Here is an 18299-nt window from a genome sequence, read left to right on the forward strand (position 1 = left end):
CGCGGCGGTAAGGTAGAACCTGTTCTAGTTGTACCAGGTGTGGCGGCGAGGAGGGAATATGGAGATCGACGTCGATCGCTCGCTCTGCGAGGCGAACGCGATCTGTGTCGGCTTCGCGCCCGAGGTCTTCGATCTCGACGACGACGAGGAGCTTGTCCTCGCCTCGGCGGAAGTTCCGCAGAATCAAGTAGAACGTGTTACTCACGCTGTGGCGAGCTGTCCCAAGAACGCCCTGCTCATCCGTAGTTAGCACCGTTTATTTGCTGCTTGCGTCGAGCAAGAACAGATTCTAGTGTGTGCGGAGAGGCAAGGAGGCCCGGAGTGAGTTTGGACGGCAAGACGGCCATCGTGACCGGGGCCGGCGCGGGACTCGGCCGGGCCGAGGCGCTGGCGCTGGCCGCCGCGGGAGCGTCTGTGGTGGTCAACGACGTGTCCGTCGCCGCGCAGGCGGTGGCCGACGAGATCGAGGCCGAGGGCGGCAAGGCCATCGCGGTCACCGGCGACGTGTCGGAGTCCGCGACGGCGGACGCGCTGCTCACCGCCGCCGTCGACCACTTCGGCGGGCTGCACGTGCTGGTCAACAACGCGGGCGTGCTGCGAGACCGGATGCTGTTCTCGATGACCGACGACGAATGGGACACCGTGCTCCGCGTCCATCTGCGCGGTCATTTCCTGCTTTCGCGCAACGCCGGGGCGTACTGGCGTGACAAGTCCAAAGTGGACGGCGCGCCGGTGTACGGCCGCGTGGTCAACACCGCGTCGGAGTCGTTCCTGCTCGGCGCCCCCGGCCAGCCGAACTACGGCGCGGCCAAGGCGGGCATCGCCGCGCTCACCGTCTCCACCGCGCGCGGCCTGTCCCGCTATGGCGTCCGCGCCAACGCGATCTGCCCGCGCGCCCGCACGGCGATGACCGAAGGGGTCTTCGGCGCGGACGCGCCGGAAGGGATCGACCCGCTGTCGGTCGACCATGTCGCGCCGTTCGTGTCCTTCCTCTGCTCGCCGGACGCCGATCGCGTCAACGGCCAGGTGTTCCTCGTCTACGGCGGGATGGTCGCGCTGATGCGGCCGCCGTCGGTGGAACAGCGGTTCGACACCGTCAACGGCACCTGGACCGCTGAAGAACTCACCACCAGCGTGGGCGGCTACTTCGCCGACCGCGACCCGGAACGGATGTTCTCCGCGTCCGAGATCATGTCGCTGCCGTGAACCGGAGGAGATGACGAATGGGCAGGCTCGACGGCAAGGTAGCGCTGATCACCGGCGGCGCCCGCGGGCAGGGCGAGGCGGCCGCGCGGCTGTTCGTCGCCGAGGGCGCGCGCGTGGTGATCGCCGACATCAACGACCTCGACGGCAAGAAACTCGCCGCCGACCTCGGCGAAGCGGCCGTCTACCAGCATCTCGACGTCGGCGACGAAGCCGAATGGGACGCGGCGATCGAGCGCACCCACGCGGAGTTCGGCCCGCCGACCGTGCTGGTCAACAACGCGGGCATCCTGCACTTCTCGGAATTGGGCAAGACCACGCTCGCCGACTACGAGCGCGTCGTCCGGGTCAATCAGATCGGGGGGTTTCTCGGGATGCGCTCGGTCGTTGAACCGATGACCGGGGCCGGAGGCGGCTCCATCGTCAACGTGTCCTCAGTCGAAGGGCTCGCCGGGATGCCGTTCCTCGTCGCCTACACCGCGAGCAAGTTCGCGATCCGCGGCATGACCAAGGTCGCCGCGCTCGAACTCGGCGCGAAGAACATCCGGGTCAACTCGGTCCATCCAGGTGCGATCGACACCCCGATGGTCGCGGCCGCCGCGGGCGGGCAGAAAGTCGACATGTCGTGGGTGGGCAAGAAGGTCGCCCTGGGCCGGGTCGGGCAGCCGGAGGACATCGCGAAACTCGTGCTGTTCCTGGCCAGTGACGAAAGTTCGTACTGCACGGGCGCGGAGTTCGTCGCCGACGGCGGCGCGACCGCGACGCACGCCCTCAAGATTTAAGGCGGAGGTGCCGAGAGCAAAGTGAACACCGCTAACGCAATGGGGCGTTGACAGGTGGAGTAAGACTCGGGGCAGCGACTGGGAGGTTCTGTGGGAGCGACGGTGTCCGTCCCCGGTACGGGTGCGCTCACACAGGTCGGCAGGCTCGCGACGCTGTCGTGGGAGGTCCTGCGCGCGATCTTCAAGCGACCGTTCCAGTTCCGCGAATGGATCCAGCAATGCTGGTTCTTCGCCAGTGTCACCATCCTGCCCACGGCGCTGGTCGCGATCCCGTTCGGTGCCGTCATCGCCTTGCAGCTGGGTTCGCTGACGCAGCAGATCGGCGCGCAGTCGTTCACCGGCGCGGCGAGCGCGCTCGCGATCGTGCAGCAGGCGAGCCCGCTGATCACCGCGCTGCTGGTGGCGGGCGCGGGCGGCAGCGCGGTCTGCGCCGACATCGGCGCCCGCAAGATCCGCGAAGAGATCGACGCGATGGAAGTCCTCGGGGTCAATCCGATCCAGCGCCTGATCGTGCCCCGCGTGCTCGCCGCGATCGTGGTTTCGGTGCTGCTGAACGGTTTGGTCAGCGTCGTCGGCGTGCTCGGCGGCTACTTCTTCAACGTCGTCATGCAGGGCGGCACACCGGGCGCGTACCTCGCCAGCTTCAACGCCCTCGCGCAGGTGCCGGATCTGTGGATCAGCGAGATCAAGGCGCTTCTCTACGGTTTCGTCGCCGGGGTGGTCGCGGCGTTCCGCGGGCTGAACCCGGCGGGCGGGCCGAAGGGCGTCGGCGACGCGGTGAACCAGGCCGTGGTCATCACGTTCCTGCTGCTGTTCCTGATCAACGTCGTGCTGACCGCGATCTACCTGCGGATCGTCCCGCCGAAGGCGATGTGACATGGCAGGCGAACCCGCTGTCTCCGACCGGACGCTCGAAATCATCGCGCGTCCCGGCGCGATGCTGGAAGGCTTCGGCGGCCAGCTGTCGTTCTACTTCCGCGCGCTGGCTTGGACCCCGCGCACGATCCGGCGCTACGGCCGCGAGATCTTCCGCCTGCTGACCGAGGTCAGCTTCGGCACCGGCGCGCTCGCGGTGATCGGCGGGACGCTCGGCGTGATGATCGGGATGACGCTGTTCACCGGTCTCATCGTCGGCCTGCAGGGCTATTCGGCGCTGAACCAGCTCGGCACCGCCGCGCTGACCGGGTTCATCTCGGCCTACTTCAACACCCGCGAGGTCGCGCCGCTTTCGGCCGGGCTCGCGCTTTCGGCCACTGTCGGCTGTGGGTTCACCGCGCAACTGGGCGCGATGAAGATCTCCGAGGAGATCGACGCGCTCGAAGTGATGGGCGTGCCGAGCCTGCCGTATCTCGTGACGACCCGGGTGATCGCCGGCGTCACCGCGGTCATCCCGCTCTACGCCGTCGGCCTGCTTTCGTCGTACCTCGCCTCGCGGCAGATCACCATCTGGCTCTACGGCCAGTCCGCGGGCACCTACGACCATTACTTCACGCTGTTCCTGCCGCCCGAGGACGTGCTCTGGTCGTTCCTCAAGGTGATCATCTTCAGCGTGCTCGTGATCCTTTCGCACTGCTACTACGGCTACACCGCCAGCGGTGGGCCGGCCGGGGTCGGCGTCGCGGTCGGGCGCGCGGTGCGGACGTCGATCGTGCTGATCTCGGTCCTCGACTTCTTCCTCAGCCTCGCGATCTGGGGCGCCACGACGACGGTGAGGATTTCCGGGTGAACAGGGGGATTCTGCTGCGGCGGCTCCGGCACCAGGTGCTGGGGCTGATCTTCCTCGTGGTCGTCGTGCTGTTCTTCGTCACCACCATCGCCTTCTATCAGAAAGCCTTCACCTCGGTGACCCTGGTGAAACTGGAGACCGACCGCATCGGCAACCAGATGCGCGAAGGCGCGGACGTCAAGGTGCGCGGGATGGTCGTCGGCGAGGTCCGGGCGATCCAGGCCCACGGTGACCGCGCGACGATGGATCTGGCGCTGCAGCCGGACAAGACGTCGGTCATCCCGTCCAACGTGTCCGCGCGGCTGCTGCCGAAGACGTTGTTCGGCGAGCGGTATGTCGCTCTGCAGGTGCCGGAGAAGCCGGAACGACCCATCGGTGAGGGCGACGTCATCCCGCAGGACCGCAGCAGCAGCGCGATCGAGCTGGAAACCGTGCTCGGCAACGTGATGCCGTTGCTGCAGGCCGTCCAGCCGGAGAAGATGGCCAGCACGCTCAACGCCGTCGCGTCCGCTTTGGACGGTCAGGGCAAGCAGCTCGGCGCGACGATGGCGGGGCTTTCGGATTACCTCGGCAAGGTGAACCCGTCGCTGCCGGATCTCAAGGCCGACATCACCGGCGTCGCCGACGCCGCCGCGATCTACGACAAGGCCGCGCCGGATCTGCTGGCCGCGCTTTCGGATCTGACCACCACGAGCAAAACCCTGGTCGAGAGCCAGCGCGGGCTCGCCGACGTCTACTCGACGGTGACCGCGGCCTCGATCGATCTGACGAGCTTCCTGAAAGTCAACCAGGACAACCTGATCCGCCTCACCACCAACCTGCAGCCCACTTTGGACGTCCTCGCGAAATACGCGCCGGAATACCCGTGCCTGCTCAAACAGCTCGCCGGATCGGTGCCGCGCGCGGAACTCGCGTTCGGCAAGGGCACCGCGCATCCCGAGGTCAGCCGGGTGACGATCGAGTTCACGCCGAGCCGGGGCAAGTACCTGCCCGGCGTCGACGAGCCGAAGTACAACGACAAACGCGGCCCGCGGTGCTACCCGGAGGTGCCGCCGCCGGGCCGCTGGCCGCAATACCCGCCGGACGGCGCCATCGACGACGGATCCTCGAAGCCGGCGCCGCCGCGCGACCCCGACGGCAGGCTGCCGTCGAACGGGACCATTCCCGCGGGCGGGAACGCGGGCGGCTCGGTGGTGAACTCGCCGGACGAGCAGCGGCTGATCGATCTGCTCGTGTCGCCGGCGATGGGCACGACGCCGGACCAGGTGCCGAACTGGGGGAGTCTGCTGGTGGGGCCGCTGTACCGCGGGGCGGAGGTGGAGCTGCGATGAGGACCGTGCCGAGCTCGCCGGGCGCCGGGCCACGTCGCGAAAGGCACTTTCGAGACCTCTGGTGTCCCGAAAGTGGCTTTCGCGACACGCGCGTGATGGGTGCGGGCGTGACCCCCGGCTGCCCGCCGGTCGCCCGGCCGACGTTGCGAAAGCCACTTTCGCAACCTTCAATGTTGCGAAAGTGGCTTTCGCAACGTGCTCGGCCCGCGACGGCAGGAAGCGACCGGACACGCTGGGGCCTCGTGAGCGGTAATGACGGTTCTAACCGTCCTAGCCACTCACGAGACGGGAGGGGCGCCCGATGAGGTCCTTCGTCCCCGACTTGGTCAAGATCCTCGTCTTCGCGGTCGTGACGGTGCTGCTCACCGCGATCCTCGGCGCCACCATCGCGAACACCAACTTCGGCGAGACCTCGGGCTACACGGCCAAGTTCACCGACGCGTCCGGGCTCAAGGAGGGCGACGACGTCCGCATCGTCGGCGTGAAGGTCGGCCAGGTCGGCAAGATCGAGGTAGAAGAGGGCGAGAAGAGCTTCGCCCAGGTCCATTTCGACGTCCAGACCTCGCACCGGCTGCCCGCGTCGGTGACCGCGACCATCAAGTACCGCAACCTCGTCGGCCAGCGGTATCTCTCGCTCGGCACGGATATCGGGGACGAGAAGTCGTTGCCGCGCGGCGGGGTCATCCCGCCCGAACGCACCAAACCGGCGCTGAACCTGACCGTGCTGTTCAACGGGTTCAAACCGCTCTTCCGCGCGCTGAACCCCGCGGACGTCAACAAGCTCTCCTACGAGATCATCCAGGTCTTCCAGGGCGAGGGCGGCACGATCACCAGCCTGCTCGCGCACACCGCCTCGGTCACGTCGGCCATCGCGGGCAAGGACAAGATCATCGGCGAGGTCATCGCGAACCTCAACACCGTGCTCGGCACCGTCGAGCGGCGCTCGCCGCAGCTGGGCGAGCTGATCGACCAGACCCAGCGGCTGGTCACCGGGCTTTCCGAGCAGCGGCAGCCGATCGGAGAGGCGGTCAAGGCCCTCGGCGACCTCACCGTCGCCACGACCGGCCTGCTCGCCGACGCGCGGCCCGCCCTCAAGGACGACGTCGTCCAGCTCGGCGCGCTGTCGCAGAACCTGGGCGATTCGGAACAGCTGCTCGACCATCTCCTGCAGGTGCTGCCGGGCAACCTGCAGAAGTTCACCAGGACGCTGAGCTACGGCAGCTGGTTCAACTACTACCTGTGCGGGATCTCCGGCAGCATCGGCATCAAGTCGCTCGACATCGAACTGCCGATCACGCCGCTGCCCGGCACGCAGCGACCGGAGAGGTGCGGGCCGTGAAGCCGCTCAAGGAACGCAACCAGGCCGTGGTCGGCGGCGTGACCCTGATCCTGATCGTGCTGATCACGGCGACGACCTACTTCTCCGACCGGATCCCGTTGTTCGGCAGCGGGACGACGTACTCCGCGTACTTCGGCGAGTCGGCCGGGCTGGCACCGGACAACGAGGTCCAGGTCGCCGGGGTCAAGGTCGGCCAGGTCAGCTCGGTGGAGCTGGCCGGCAAGAAGGTGCTGGTCAAGTTCCGGGTCAAGGACGTGCGGGTCGGCGACGCGACCGCCGCGTCGATCGAGATCAAGACACTGCTGGGCGAGAAGTTCCTCGCCCTCACGCCGAAGGGCACGGCGAACCAGGATCCGAACACCACCATCGGGCTCGACCGCACGCGGACACCGTTCGAGCTGCAGGACGCGTTCCAAGAGCTGTCGGGCACGGTCGGCGACATCGACACGGCACAGCTGGCGACGAGTTTCACCGTCCTTTCGGACGCGCTCAAGGACAGCCCGCAGTACCTCAAGGACGCGCTGAGCGGCCTCTCGTCCTTGTCCAAGACGGTGTCCTCACGCGACGGTGACCTGAAGACGTTGCTGGCCAACACGAGCAAGGTGTCCAAGACACTGTCCGACCGCAACGCCCAGCTGAAACGGATCCTCGACGACGGCAATCTCCTGCTCGCCGAACTGCAGAACCGGAAGGACGCGATCAGCACCTTGCTCAAGGGCACGCAACAGGTTTCCGCGCAGCTGTCCGGTCTCGTCGCCGACAACCGGCAACAGCTGAAGCCGACGCTGGAGAAACTCGGCAAGGTCACCGACATCCTGCAGCGCAACCAGGACAACCTCAGCCGCAGCCTCGCGCTGATGGCGCCGTTCGCCCGCGTCGGCGCCAACGCGACCGGCAACGGGCGCTGGTTCGAGGGCTATCTGTGCGGGCTGCTGCCGCCGACGATCATCGCGGGCGCGTTCCAGGTCAACCCGGAGGGCTGCACTCCGCCGATCGCGGCGCCGAACCAGGGGGTGGGCGGACGATGAGCGCGCGCACCCGCACGGTCTACGACTGGGTCGTGTTCGCCTGCGTCCTCGTGCTGCTCCTGACCGCCGGGCTGTGGCTGGTGTTCAAGGAACCGGGCGGGACGCGGATCAGCGCCTACTTCGGCAAGACCGTCGGGCTCTACGCGGGTTCGTCGGTCCGGGTGCTCGGCGTGAAGGTCGGGGAGATCACCGGCGTGACCCCGCAAGGCGAAGCGGTCCGGGTCGACATGCGGATCGACGGCGACACCCCGATCCCCGCCGACGCGGGCGCCGTCGTCGTCGCGCCGAGCCTGGTCAGCGACCGGTACGTCCAGCTGACCCCGGCGTATGAGAGCGGCCCCGAAATGGCGACGGACACGGTGATCGCCAAGGAGAAGACGGCGACGCCCGCCGAGCTCGACGACCTCTACACCAGTCTCGACAAGCTCTCGACCAGCCTCGGACCCAACGGTGCCAACAAGAACGGCGCGCTGTCCGACGTGCTCGACACCGCGGCGGCGAACCTCGCCGGCAACGGGAAGAACCTCAACACCACGGTGACGCGGTTGTCCGAACTGGCCAAGACCTTGGACAGCTCGAAGGGCGACCTGTTCACCACCGTGCGGAACCTGAACTCCTTCACCGGCGCGCTGGCCGAAAGCGACAAGCAGCTCAACGAGTTCTACCGCCGTGCCGCGGACGTCAGCGGTTTCCTGGCCGCGGATTCCGCCGACGTCGGCGCCGCGCTGAACTCACTGGCGACGGCGATGGGCGACGTCGAGAAGTTCGTCGCGGAGAACAAGGATCTCCTCTCGTCCAATGTGGACAAGCTGGCCGGGTTGACCAAGGTGCTCGTGGACCAGCGGGCCTCGCTCGCCGAGGTGATCGACATCGCGCCGACCGGGGCGACCAACTTCATCAACTCCTACGACGCGGCGTCCGGCACGATCGCGGTGCGGGACAACCTGAACGAGCTGACGCATCCGCCGATCCTGACCGTGTGCCGCCTGATCAGCGCGAGCACACCGAAGCCGATCCCGGACGCGCTGGGCACCATCTGCAAGCAGCTCGCACCCGTCCTCGACGGCACGCTGAAACTCCCGTCGGTCCCGCAGGTGCTGGCGTCGCTGCAGAGCGGCGAGCTGCCGCCGCTGCCGCTCCCGCTCGTCGACGTCATGACCAAGGGGATCCCGAAATGAAGCGGCAGCGGCAGAAGATCGCGGGAGTGATGGCGGGCGTCCTCGTTCTCGCCGGCTGCAGTGACGGCGGTTTCTCGGGTCTGTACAACACGCCCTTGCCGGGCGGTGCGGATCTCGGTGACCATCCGTACCGGCTCACCGCGCAGTTCTCCGACGTCCTCGACCTCGTGCCGCAGGCGAGCGTGAAGGTCAACGACGTCCCGGTCGGCCGGGTCGAGAAGATCGATCTCGCGCCGGACACGCGCTCGGCGTGGGTGAGCATGGTCGTCAACGGCGACATCGCGCTGCCCGCGAACACGCGCGCCGAGCTGCGGCAGTCGAGCCTGCTCGGGGAGAAGTTCGTCGACCTGCACGCCCCCGAGAAACCCGAGGGGACCCTCGCCGAGGGCGCGAAGATCCCGCTGGACCGCACGAACCGCAACCCCGAGGTCGAAGAGGTCCTCGGCGCGCTTTCCCTGCTGCTCAACGGCGGCGGGGTCGAGCAGATCCAGAAGATCAGCCACGAACTCAACGAAGCGCTCACCGGAAACGAGGCCGAGGTCCGCTCCCTGCTGTCCCAAGTGGACAAGATCGCCACCGAACTCGACGGGCACAAGGGCGAGATCCTGCGCGCGATCGACGGTCTCGACAAGCTGTCCAAGACCCTCGTCGGCCAGACGCAGAACCTCACGAACGCGCTGGACAACCTCTCGCCGGGGCTCAAGGTCGTGACCGAGCAACGGGATCAGCTCGTCGGCATGCTCCAGTCGCTCAACACCCTTTCCGGTGTCGCCACCGAGACGATCAACGCGAGCAAGGACACGCTGGTGGCGAACCTGCGCGCGTTGCAGCCCACGCTGAAGAAACTGACCGAGGCGGGCCAGGACCTGCCGACGGCGCTGCGGATCCTGCTCACGTACCCGTTCCCGGACTACGCGGGCAACGTGATCAAGGGCGACTACGCGAACGTCGAAGCGAAGATCGACCTGAAGCTGGACACGTTCCTGGAGAACATGAACAACTCGTCGCAGCCGATCATCCAGCTGCCGGGCACGCAGGGCACAGGCACGCCCGGCGCGATCCCGTTCAACACCGGTGCCGCGCCACCGGTGCTGCCGCTCCCCGCCGGGGATCTCCCGCAGGCTCCGCAGACACCGCAGGGGGATGTGCTCGGCGACGTACTGGGCGGGATCCTCGGGCCGCTGCTCGGAGGTGGCAGATGATCACCCGCAAGACCAGGATCCAGCTGGCGGCGTTCGTCGTCATCGCGGTGGTTTCGGTCGTCTACGCGGGCGGCAAGTACGCCGGGCTGGACCGGCTTTTCGGCACCCGTGGCTACCTCGTCACCGCGCAGCTCGCGGACTCCGGCGGGATCTTCGTCAACGCCGAGGTCTCCTATCGCGGTGTCGCGGTCGGCAAGGTCGCGTCGATGACGCTCACCGAACACGGTATCGACCTCGGTCTCGACATCGATTCGGGCGCGCCGAAGATCCCCGCGGACACCAAGGCCGCGGTCGCGAACCGGTCGGCGGTGGGGGAGCAGTACGTCGATCTGCTGCCCATGCACGAGAACGGGCCGTACCTCGCCGAGGGTTCGGTCATCAAACGCGACAAGACCTCGATCCCGCTCGGGCCGGAGACCGTGTTGTCCAATTTGGACAAACTGGTGTCGAGTGTGAAACCGGAATCGCTGAAGACCGTCGTCGACGAGACCTACGAGGCGTTCGCGAACGCCGGCCCGGATCTGCGGCAGCTGCTGAACAGCACCGGTTCGCTCACCGCGACCGCGACGCAGTACCTGCCCGACACCCAGGGCCTGCTCGCCAACTCCCGGACGGTCCTGGACACCCAACGGCGGCAGGCCGACAACATCACCCAGTTCTCCAGCGGGCTCAAGACGATCGCCGCGCAGCTGAAGACCTCCGACCCGGACCTGCGCCGCGTGATCGACGAGGCGCCGAAGCTGAGCCGCCAGATCAGCGACGTGCTCGCGGTGTCCGGGACCGACCTCGGGGTGCTGTTCGCGAACACGCTCACGACGGCCCAGATCACCTCCGCCCGTACCGACGCGATCGAGGAACTGCTCGTCGCGTACCCGATCATCTCGGCGTTCTCGCGCTCGACGTCGCCGGACGGCACCGGTCACCTGGGTGTGGTGTTCAACTTCTTCGACCCGGTCTCGTGCACGAAGGGGTACGAGGGCACGAAGCAGCGTCCTGCCAACGACACCACCGAGGCGCCGGTGAACACCCAGGCGTACTGCGCCGAGCCGCCAGGGAGCCCGACCGGCGTGCGAGGCTCACAGAACGCCCCGTACGCCGGAAAACCGCCCGCGGTCCCGGAGCGGCCGAAGCAGACCCCGCAGGCGGCGGAATCCGCTCAGCTGCCGGGCGTGCTGAGCCTGCTCTCCGGAACCGCCCCCGGCGGACTCGGCGCGTTGCTGGGCGGTAAGTAGTGCTCACCCGCGCCCTCACCGTCGTGGCCGCGCTGGCGGTCCTCGCGGCCGCCTGGTTCGGCTGGTCGTGGTGGAGCGCCGCGGGCGATGATGGCTTGGCAAGGGGCCGTGAGCGTGAGGCCGTCCTGGCCGCCGCGTCCGGCCAGCTCGAAGTGCTCAACACGATCGACTACCGCAGCGGCGCCCAGGACGTCGACCGCTGGCTCGGTGTCACCACGGGACGGCTCGGCAAGGATCTCACCGGCGACCGGCAGATCCAGATCGACCGGGCGACCGCGAGCAAGACCGTCGCCACCGCCGAGCTCAAACAGGCCGCGGTCACCGAACTCGACGCCGTGGCCGGGACGGCGCGGCTGATGGCCGTGCTGGACGTGCGGGTCAGCACCGGCGGTGGCTCGGCCGCGCCCAAGGTGAGCAGGCTGACCGTGGACTACCAGCGGGTCGAAGGCGGCTGGAAGGTCAGCGCGGTCCAGGCGGCGGGATCATGACCGGACGCGTCCCGCGGATCCTGCTCGCGATCATCGTGGTGGCCACCGGCTGCGCGGTGTGGTTCGGCTTCCAGGCGTCCTCGCTGGGCTCGGACGGAAACGCGGCCCTGGTGGACCAGGCCGCCACGGCCGAGGTCGCGGATCAGGTCGGTGCCGGGGTGAAGGCCGTTTTCTCCTACGACTACAGCAACCTCGCGCGCACGGAGCGGGCCGCGGGCGACGTGCTGACCGGCGAGGCGACCGGCCAGTACCGGGACCAGTTCGCGTCGGCACGGAAGCGTGCCGAGGAAGGGAAGCTGGTGCGCACGACGACGGTGCGGTCGCTGGGCGTCCGGTCCCTGCGCGGTGATCAGGCGGAAGTGCTGCTGTTCCTCGACCAGCAGACGCTCACCGCGGGCGGTGGTGCCCCGCAGTCGTCGGTGTCCCAGCTTTCGGTCGCGGCGGTGCGGATCGACGGCCGATGGAAGATCTCTCAGCTCATCCCGCTGTGATCAGGAGACGCGTTTCATGTTCGCGGCGGTGATCACGCCGCCGGAAACGGTGTAGGAACCGGAAAAAGTACGCAGCGAGCCATCGGTCTGCCGGGCCGAAAGGTCGACGTACACGGTGTTCCCGCGCACGCTCCGCACGGTGACCGCGGCCCACGAAGTCGTCGTGTACCCACTGGACCAGGATGCGAAGGTTCCGCCTTTCGCCAGCCGTTGCCCACCGAGATTCCACGCGGTGAGGAAATCACGCCGGTTGATCGCGTCGTAGAAGGCGATCACCGTTTGCGCGACGGGAACCGACGGTACGGGATAGACGGTCTGCGTCGCGGGCGGTGCGACGTAAACCGTTTGCGGCGGGGCCGCGACGGCGGGTGGCTGGATCACGATCGTGTTCGGCGGAGGGGCCACCGCGACGGCCGGAGCCGCCGTTCCCTGATTCGGTACCGCGCACGCGGCCAGCGTGCCCGCCGCCATCAGCGTCATCGCCGCCCATTTCTTCGCTCCCATTTCTCTCCCCTTTTCCTCGTACTGCCGAGAATGCGGGAAAAGACGGCGGGGCAATAGGGGATTTGGCCTCGTTACGAACGATGAAAAAGACGTCGGAACCGTTATCGGATCTTGTGGGCGCGGGGCCTAGGGCCACCCTCGTCTCACGCCGGGACGCCGCCGGGTTTAGCGTTAGGCATGACCACTGCACCTGTCGATGTCGAGAGCGCCCGCCGCGACTACGCGGCCCTCGTCGACCGTGGCCTCTCCCTGGACATCACCCGCGGCAAGCCGTCCCCTCGCCAGCTGGACCTCGCCGACGGGCTGCTCGCCCTCCCCGGAGACGTGCGCAAGGCCGAAGACGGCACGGACGTCCGCAACTACGGCGGCCTCAAGGGCCTGCCCGAGCTCCGCCGCATCTTCGCCGGACCGCTGCAGGTCCCGGCCGAGCAGCTGCTGGCCGCGGGCAACTCCAGCCTGGAGCTGATGCACGACTCGATCGTGCAGGCCTTCCTCAGCAAGCTGCCGGGCGCCGAGCGCCGCTGGGCCGACGAGCCGAGCGTCAAGTTCCTCTGCCCCGTGCCGGGCTACGACCGCCACTTCGCGCTGGCCGAGCGCTTCGGGATCGAGCTGATCCAGGTGCCGCTCACCGAGACCGGCCCGGACATGGCGGTCGTCGAGCGCCTCGTCGCCGAGGACGCCGCGGTCAAGGGCATCTGGTGCGTGCCGAAGTACAGCAACCCGACCGGCGTCACCTACAGCGACGACACCGTGCGCCGCCTGGCGACGATGACCACGGCCGCCCCGGACTTCCGGATCTTCTGGGACAACGCCTACGCCGTGCACCACCTGACCGAGGACGAGGCGCAGCTGGCCGACCTGCTCGCGCTGGCCACCGAGGCGGGCAACGCCGACCGCGTGTTCGTCTTCGGCTCCACCTCGAAGGTCACCTACGCGGGTGGCGGCGTCGGCTTCTTCGGCGCGTCCGAGGCGAACCTGGCCTGGTGGACCGGCCTCATCGGCAAGCGGACCATCGGCCCGGACAAGGTCAACCAGCTCCGTCACGCGCTGTTCCTGCGCGACGAGGACGGCGTCCGCGAGCACATGCGCAAGCACGCCGAGCTCATCGGGCCGAAGTTCGCGGCCGTCGACGAGATCCTCACGAAGGAACTGGGCGAATCGGGCCTCGCGTCCTGGACCAAGCCGACCGGCGGGTACTTCATCTCGCTGACCGTGCCGTCCGGGACCGCCAAGGAGGTCGTGCGGCTGGCCAAGGAGGCGGGGATCGCCCTGACCCCGGCCGGCGCGACCCACCCGTACGGCGACGACCCCGAGGACGCCGTCATCCGCATCGCGCCGACGTACCCCGAGCTGGCCGAGGTGGAAGAGGCCATCCGCGGGCTCGCGGTCTGCGTTCGCCTCGCCGCGGCGACGAAGGAATAAGTAGCCGTAAGGCGGCCTTCACGGATCAGGCGCACAGGCGCGGCGACGAAGAAACAAGTTCGAGATCTTCTCCAATCCGGGTCACGGGTGGTTCCGAACGTCCGAGTGGGTGGGTGTGCACCGCAAAGACGAGAGGAACCACTCGTGTTCGGAAAGCCCTTCGTTCGTACCCTGATCTCCCGCAGCGCCCAGAACCGCACGGATCGCCGCCGGTTCCTGAAGGCCGCGGGCGCGGCGGGGCTCGGTGTCGTCGGCGCGACCTACCTCGGGGTCCAGGCCACTTCGTCGGCTTCGGCCACGGGTGACGCCGCCGCGGCCGCCGCCCCCAGCGACGCGGCCGTGCTCAACTTCGCGCTCAACCTGGAGTACCTCGAAGCCGAGTTCTACTCCTTCGCCGTCCACGGCCGCGGGCTGCCGGACGACCTCACCGGCGGTGTCGGCGCCCAGGGTGGCGTCGTCGGCGGCAAGAAGGTGATGTTCCACGACAAGACGCTGCACCAGTTCGCGAAGGAGATCGCGGGCGACGAGGTCGCGCACGTCAAGTTCCTGCGCGGCGCCCTGGGCGAGGCCGCGGTGTCGCGGCCCGAGATCGACCTGAAGAACAGCTTCACGGCCGCCGCCCGCGCCGCCGGGCTGATCAGCGAATACCAGCAGTTCGACCCGTTCGCCAACGAGAAGAACTTCCTGCTGGCGGCGTTCCTGTTCGAGGACGTCGGCGTGACGGCCTACAAGGGCGCCGCCCCGCTGATCACCAACAAGACGTTCCTGGACGCGGCCGCGGGCATCCTGGCCGCCGAGGCCTACCATGCCGCCACCATCCGGACCTCGCTGTTCGACCGGGGCCTCGGTGACGCGGCGGCCAAGATCTCCAACGCCCGCGACACCCTCGACGGCCCGGGCGACGGCGATCAGGGCATCCTGCTCGGCAACCAGGCCAACATCGTGCCCGCCGACGCCAACGGCATCTGCTTCGGCCGCGGCGCCGACCGGGTGCTGAACGTCGTCTACCTGAACCCCGGCCCGGTGAAGGAGGGTGGGTTCTTCCCCAAGGGGGTCAACGGCGACATCGTCGCCAGCGGCGGCGCGTGACCCTCTCTGTCGTGTCGCCGTTTCCCGGTAGGTTCGGGTGACGGCGACACGACAGGGGGTCAGCGGTGAAGGCAGTCATCATCGGCGGCGGTATCTCCGGCACGGTGACCGCGATGGCGTTGCGCCGGGCCGGGATCGAGGCGAGCGTCCACGAGGCGTATCCGTCCGGCGGCGAGGACGCGGGCGCGTTCCTGACGATCATGCACAACGGCATGGACGCCCTGCGCGCGATCGGCGCCGAGGCGCCGGTGATCGACAACTCCTTCGAGGCGGTGGGCCTGGAACTCGTGACCCCGGACGGGCGGACGGTCGAACGGCGTTCCTTCGAGATCGACGGTCTCGCCGGGCCGCGCACGATGACGCGGGCGGCCCTTTATCGCGCGCTGCAAGAAGAGGCGATCTCGCGCGGAATCGCCTTCGAGCGCGGGAAACGGCTGGTTTCCGCGTCGCCGGGGGTGGCTCGTTTCGAGGACGGTTCGGTGGCCGAAGGCGACATCCTGATCGGCGCCGACGGGCTGCGCTCGGTCGTCCGCACCATCATCGACCCGGACTGCCCTCCGCCGCGTTCGACGGGACTCGACGTCGTCTACGGCTACACGACCGACCCGGACATCCCGCGGGCGCCGTCCCTCTATCGGATGATTCAGAGCCTGCACGCCTTCTTCGGCTACACGAGCACGCCCGACGGCGCGACGTACTGGTTCGCGCGGCTTCCCACGGCCGAGGGCGTGCGCTCCGGCCTGACATCGGCAGAATGGCGCTCGGCCGCGTTCGCCGCTTTCGAGGGGGAACCGTTGCCCGCCGCGGAAATCATCCAGTCCACCGGAGACGACGTCTTCGGCGGGCATTCCTACGACGTCCCCTCGACGCCGGTGTGGTTCACCGAGTCGATGGTCCTCGTGGGCGACGCGGCGCACGCGGCGTCGCCCGCCGCGGGGCAGGGCGCGTCGATGGCGTTGGAGGACAGCGTCGTCCTGGCGCAGTGTTTGCGGGATCTCCCCGACGCGCCAACGGCTTTCGCGGCCTATGAGCGGCTGCGGCGGGCGCGGGTGGAGGAGCTGGTGGCCGGCAGCGCGGCGGTGTCGTCGGGGACGACTTCCGACCGGGACCGGAACTGGCTTTACCGGCACCACATCGACTGGGACGCGAAGATCGGCTGAAGGACGCTTTCGCCGCGCAGGCGGGGCGTCCTGAAGCCCTTCGGGGCGGCTCTGTCCACAGTGGATGATCGTCGGGAGCGTTGCGAAAGCCACTTTCGCAACCTTCAACGTTGCGAAAGTGGCTTTCGCAACACCCAGCCTGGCCCGCTCAGGTACGTGAAGGCCCCCTTCACTGCGTCTAGCGCAGTGAAGGGGGCCTTCACGTACTTTGGCCTACTTCTTGTACAGGGCTTCGATGTCGGTCGCGTAGTTCTTGTTCACGATGTTGCGCTTCAGCTTCAGGCTCGGCGTGATCTCGCCCCCGGCCTCGGTGAAGTCCTTCGAGAGGATCGTGAACTTCTTGATCGCCTCGGCCTGCGAAACCGCGCTGTTAGCCTGATCGACAGCCGTCTGGATCTCCGCGCGGAGCTCGGAGTCGTCGGCCAGATCGGACACCGACGCGTCGGCGGGCTTGCCGTGCTGCGACTTCCACGACGGGAAGTACTCCTCGTCGATGGTGATCAGCGCGCCGATGAACGGCCGCTGGTCGCCGACGACCATCGCCTGGCTGACCAGCGGGCTCGCCTTGATGGTGTCTTCGAGCCCGGACGGGGCGACGTTCTTGCCGCCCGCGGTCACGATGATCTCCTTCTTGCGCCCGGTGATCTTCAGGAACCCGTCGCTGTCCAGCTCGCCGAGGTCGCCGGTGTGGAACCAGCCGTCCTCGAGCGCTTCCGCGGTCGCTTCGGCGTTGTTGAAGTATCCGCCGAACACGACGTCGCCCTTGAGCAGGATCTCGCCGTCGTCGGCGATCCGCACCGAGGTGCCGGCGACCGGACGGCCCACGGTGCCGACGCGGAACCCGTCCTGGGTGCCGACGCAGGCGGCCGCGGACGTCTCGGTCAGGCCGTAGCCCTCGAACACCGGGACCCCGATGCCGCGGAAGAAGTGCGCGAGCCGCACGCCGAGCGGGGCACCACCGGACACCGCGGCCACGCACCGGCCGCCGAGGGCCGCGCGCAGCTTGGTGAACACCAGCTTGTCGAACAGCGCGTGCTTGATCTTGAGGCCCAGCCCGGCGCCGCCGGTGTCCTGGGCCTGGCTGTACGCGACGGCGGTGGCTTCGGCGGCGTCGAAGATCTTGCCCTTGCCGTCACCGTGCGCCTTCTGCTTCGCGCCGTTGTAGACCTTCTCGAACACCCGCGGCACGGCGACGACGAACGTCGGCCGGAAAGTGCCGAGGTCGGCTACGAGGTTCTTGACGTCCGAGGTGTGCCCGAGGGTCACCCGCGCGCTGAGCGCGGTCACCGCGATGGCGCGGGCGAGGACGTGCGCGAGCGGCAGGAACACCAGCAGCGAGTTGCCCTGCTCCATCAGCTGCGGGAACGCGGCGATGTCGGCGCGGATCTCGGCGAGGAGGTTCCGGTGGGTCAGCTCGACGCCCTTGGGGCGGCCGGTCGTCCCCGAGGTGTACACGATCGTGGCCAGGTCGCCGGCCTTCACCGTGCGGCGCCGCTCGTGCAGGTCGTCGTCGCTCAGCCCGGCGCCCTGCTCGGTGAGCCGGTCGACGGCGCCCGCCTCGATCTGCCAGGTGTGCTCGAGCGCGTCGAGACGGCCCTTGACGGTTTCCAGCGTCGCGACGTGGTCGTCGGTCTCGACGAACACGGCCTTCGCGGCCGAGTCCGAGAGGATCCAGTGGACCTGCTCGGCCGAGGACGTGTCGTAGATCGGGACGGTGACCGCGCCGGCGGCCCAGATCGCGAAATCGATCAGGGTCCACTCGTAGCGGGTCTTGGACATGAGCCCGATCCGGTCGCCCGGAGCGATGCCCGCCTCGGCCATTCCCTTGGCCACGGCCAGAACCTGGGCGGCGAAGTCTTTGGCGGTGACGTCCAACCAGGTACCGTCTACCTGCCGGCGGAAACTCACCACATCGGAGAACCGCTCGGCGTTCGCCCAGACGACGTCGGCGAGATTTTCGTCGTCGTTCACCGGAGTGGCGGCGGGGGCGCTGTATTCGCGCACGAGGAACCTCCGTGTTCGCGTGCAAGTGGTGTGACCGGTGTTACCCGCCAGTCAACTTAGCGTGCCGTGCACCTTAAGACCATGCTGACGGATCGGCCATACCCAGGGCATGACATTCTG

At 68.2% G+C, this 18299-nt stretch carries 18 protein-coding genes; 16 read left to right on the forward strand and 2 right to left on the reverse strand.

All coding sequences use genetic code 11. The annotated features are described in order from the left end of the window. The first annotated feature begins 58 nt into the window (after positions 1–58). The 13 genes from ACOCEP_RS23105 (at position 59) to ACOCEP_RS23165 (ending at position 12000) form a co-directional block, all read left to right on the forward strand. On the forward strand, positions 59–250 hold the full coding sequence (locus ACOCEP_RS23105) for a ferredoxin (RefSeq protein WP_482331076.1): 192 nt from the start codon (positions 59–61) through the stop codon (positions 248–250). A 71-nt stretch (positions 251–321) separates the two neighbouring features. Further along, positions 322–1206, forward strand: coding sequence for a 3-oxoacyl-ACP reductase (locus tag ACOCEP_RS23110; protein ID WP_482331077.1), 885 nt, complete (start codon positions 322–324; stop codon positions 1204–1206). A 17-nt stretch (positions 1207–1223) separates the two neighbouring features. Next, a complete protein-coding gene (locus tag ACOCEP_RS23115; protein ID WP_482331078.1) occupies positions 1224–1985 on the forward strand; it encodes a glucose 1-dehydrogenase in 762 nt (253 codons plus the stop codon). A gap of 90 nt (positions 1986–2075) precedes the next feature. Continuing rightward, entirely contained in the window at positions 2076–2861 is a 786-nt protein-coding gene (locus ACOCEP_RS23120) for an MlaE family ABC transporter permease (RefSeq protein WP_125675589.1), read from the forward strand. A gap of 1 nt (position 2862) precedes the next feature. Next, positions 2863–3711, forward strand: a complete 849-nt coding sequence (locus ACOCEP_RS23125; protein ID WP_034322613.1) for an MlaE family ABC transporter permease — start codon at positions 2863–2865, stop codon at positions 3709–3711. Further along, positions 3708–5042, forward strand: coding sequence for an MCE family protein (locus ACOCEP_RS23130; RefSeq protein ID WP_482331079.1), 1335 nt, complete (start codon positions 3708–3710; stop codon positions 5040–5042). Before ACOCEP_RS23125 ends, ACOCEP_RS23130 begins: the two co-directional genes overlap by 4 nt. Before the next feature lie 301 nt (positions 5043–5343). Then, complete coding sequence (locus ACOCEP_RS23135; RefSeq protein WP_482331080.1) at positions 5344–6381, forward strand: MCE family protein; 1038 nt, start codon at positions 5344–5346, stop codon at positions 6379–6381. Next, positions 6378–7409, forward strand: coding sequence for an MCE family protein (locus tag ACOCEP_RS23140; RefSeq protein ID WP_482331081.1), 1032 nt, complete (start codon positions 6378–6380; stop codon positions 7407–7409). The genes ACOCEP_RS23135 and ACOCEP_RS23140 overlap by 4 nt, the downstream gene beginning before the upstream one ends. Then, a complete protein-coding gene (locus ACOCEP_RS23145) occupies positions 7406–8587 on the forward strand; it encodes an MCE family protein (RefSeq protein ID WP_482331082.1) in 1182 nt (393 codons plus the stop codon). The genes ACOCEP_RS23140 and ACOCEP_RS23145 overlap by 4 nt, the downstream gene beginning before the upstream one ends. Beyond that, positions 8584–9789 carry an MCE family protein gene (locus tag ACOCEP_RS23150; protein WP_482331083.1) on the forward strand — a complete coding sequence of 402 codons (1206 nt, stop codon included), beginning with the start codon at positions 8584–8586 and terminating at the stop codon, positions 9787–9789. Before ACOCEP_RS23145 ends, ACOCEP_RS23150 begins: the two co-directional genes overlap by 4 nt. Then, a complete protein-coding gene (locus ACOCEP_RS23155; RefSeq protein ID WP_482331084.1) occupies positions 9786–11021 on the forward strand; it encodes an MCE family protein in 1236 nt (411 codons plus the stop codon). Before ACOCEP_RS23150 ends, ACOCEP_RS23155 begins: the two co-directional genes overlap by 4 nt. Further along, positions 11021–11509, forward strand: coding sequence for a hypothetical protein (locus tag ACOCEP_RS23160; RefSeq protein WP_482331085.1), 489 nt, complete (start codon positions 11021–11023; stop codon positions 11507–11509). The genes ACOCEP_RS23155 and ACOCEP_RS23160 overlap by 1 nt, the downstream gene beginning before the upstream one ends. Further along, positions 11506–12000, forward strand: coding sequence for a hypothetical protein (locus tag ACOCEP_RS23165; protein WP_482331086.1), 495 nt, complete (start codon positions 11506–11508; stop codon positions 11998–12000). The genes ACOCEP_RS23160 and ACOCEP_RS23165 overlap by 4 nt, the downstream gene beginning before the upstream one ends. Here ACOCEP_RS23165 and ACOCEP_RS23170 read toward each other — a convergent pair whose 3' ends face one another. Next, complete coding sequence (locus ACOCEP_RS23170) at positions 12001–12504, reverse strand: hypothetical protein (protein ID WP_482331087.1); 504 nt, start codon at positions 12502–12504, stop codon at positions 12001–12003. A 177-nt stretch (positions 12505–12681) separates the two neighbouring features. Between ACOCEP_RS23170 and ACOCEP_RS23175 the strand changes: the two genes are divergently transcribed. The 3 genes from ACOCEP_RS23175 to ACOCEP_RS23185 all read left to right on the forward strand — a co-directional run bounded on the left by ACOCEP_RS23175 (position 12682) and on the right by ACOCEP_RS23185 (position 16175). Beyond that, the gene (locus ACOCEP_RS23175) at positions 12682–13926 is read left to right on the forward strand and encodes an aspartate aminotransferase type Ic (RefSeq protein WP_482331088.1); all 1245 of its coding nucleotides are present in this window, start codon (positions 12682–12684) and stop codon (positions 13924–13926) included. 144 nt (positions 13927–14070) lie between these two features. Beyond that, positions 14071–15015, forward strand: a complete 945-nt coding sequence (locus tag ACOCEP_RS23180; protein WP_482331090.1) for a ferritin-like domain-containing protein — start codon at positions 14071–14073, stop codon at positions 15013–15015. 65 nt (positions 15016–15080) lie between these two features. Beyond that, the gene (locus ACOCEP_RS23185; RefSeq protein WP_482331091.1) at positions 15081–16175 is read left to right on the forward strand and encodes an FAD-dependent oxidoreductase; all 1095 of its coding nucleotides are present in this window, start codon (positions 15081–15083) and stop codon (positions 16173–16175) included. Positions 16176–16388: 213 nt separating this feature from the next. Here ACOCEP_RS23185 and ACOCEP_RS23190 read toward each other — a convergent pair whose 3' ends face one another. Further along, complete coding sequence (locus tag ACOCEP_RS23190) at positions 16389–18179, reverse strand: AMP-dependent synthetase/ligase (RefSeq protein ID WP_482331092.1); 1791 nt, start codon at positions 18177–18179, stop codon at positions 16389–16391. Between the last annotated feature and the right edge of the window lie 120 nt (positions 18180–18299).

The organism is Amycolatopsis sp. CA-211722 (assembly GCF_056828465.1).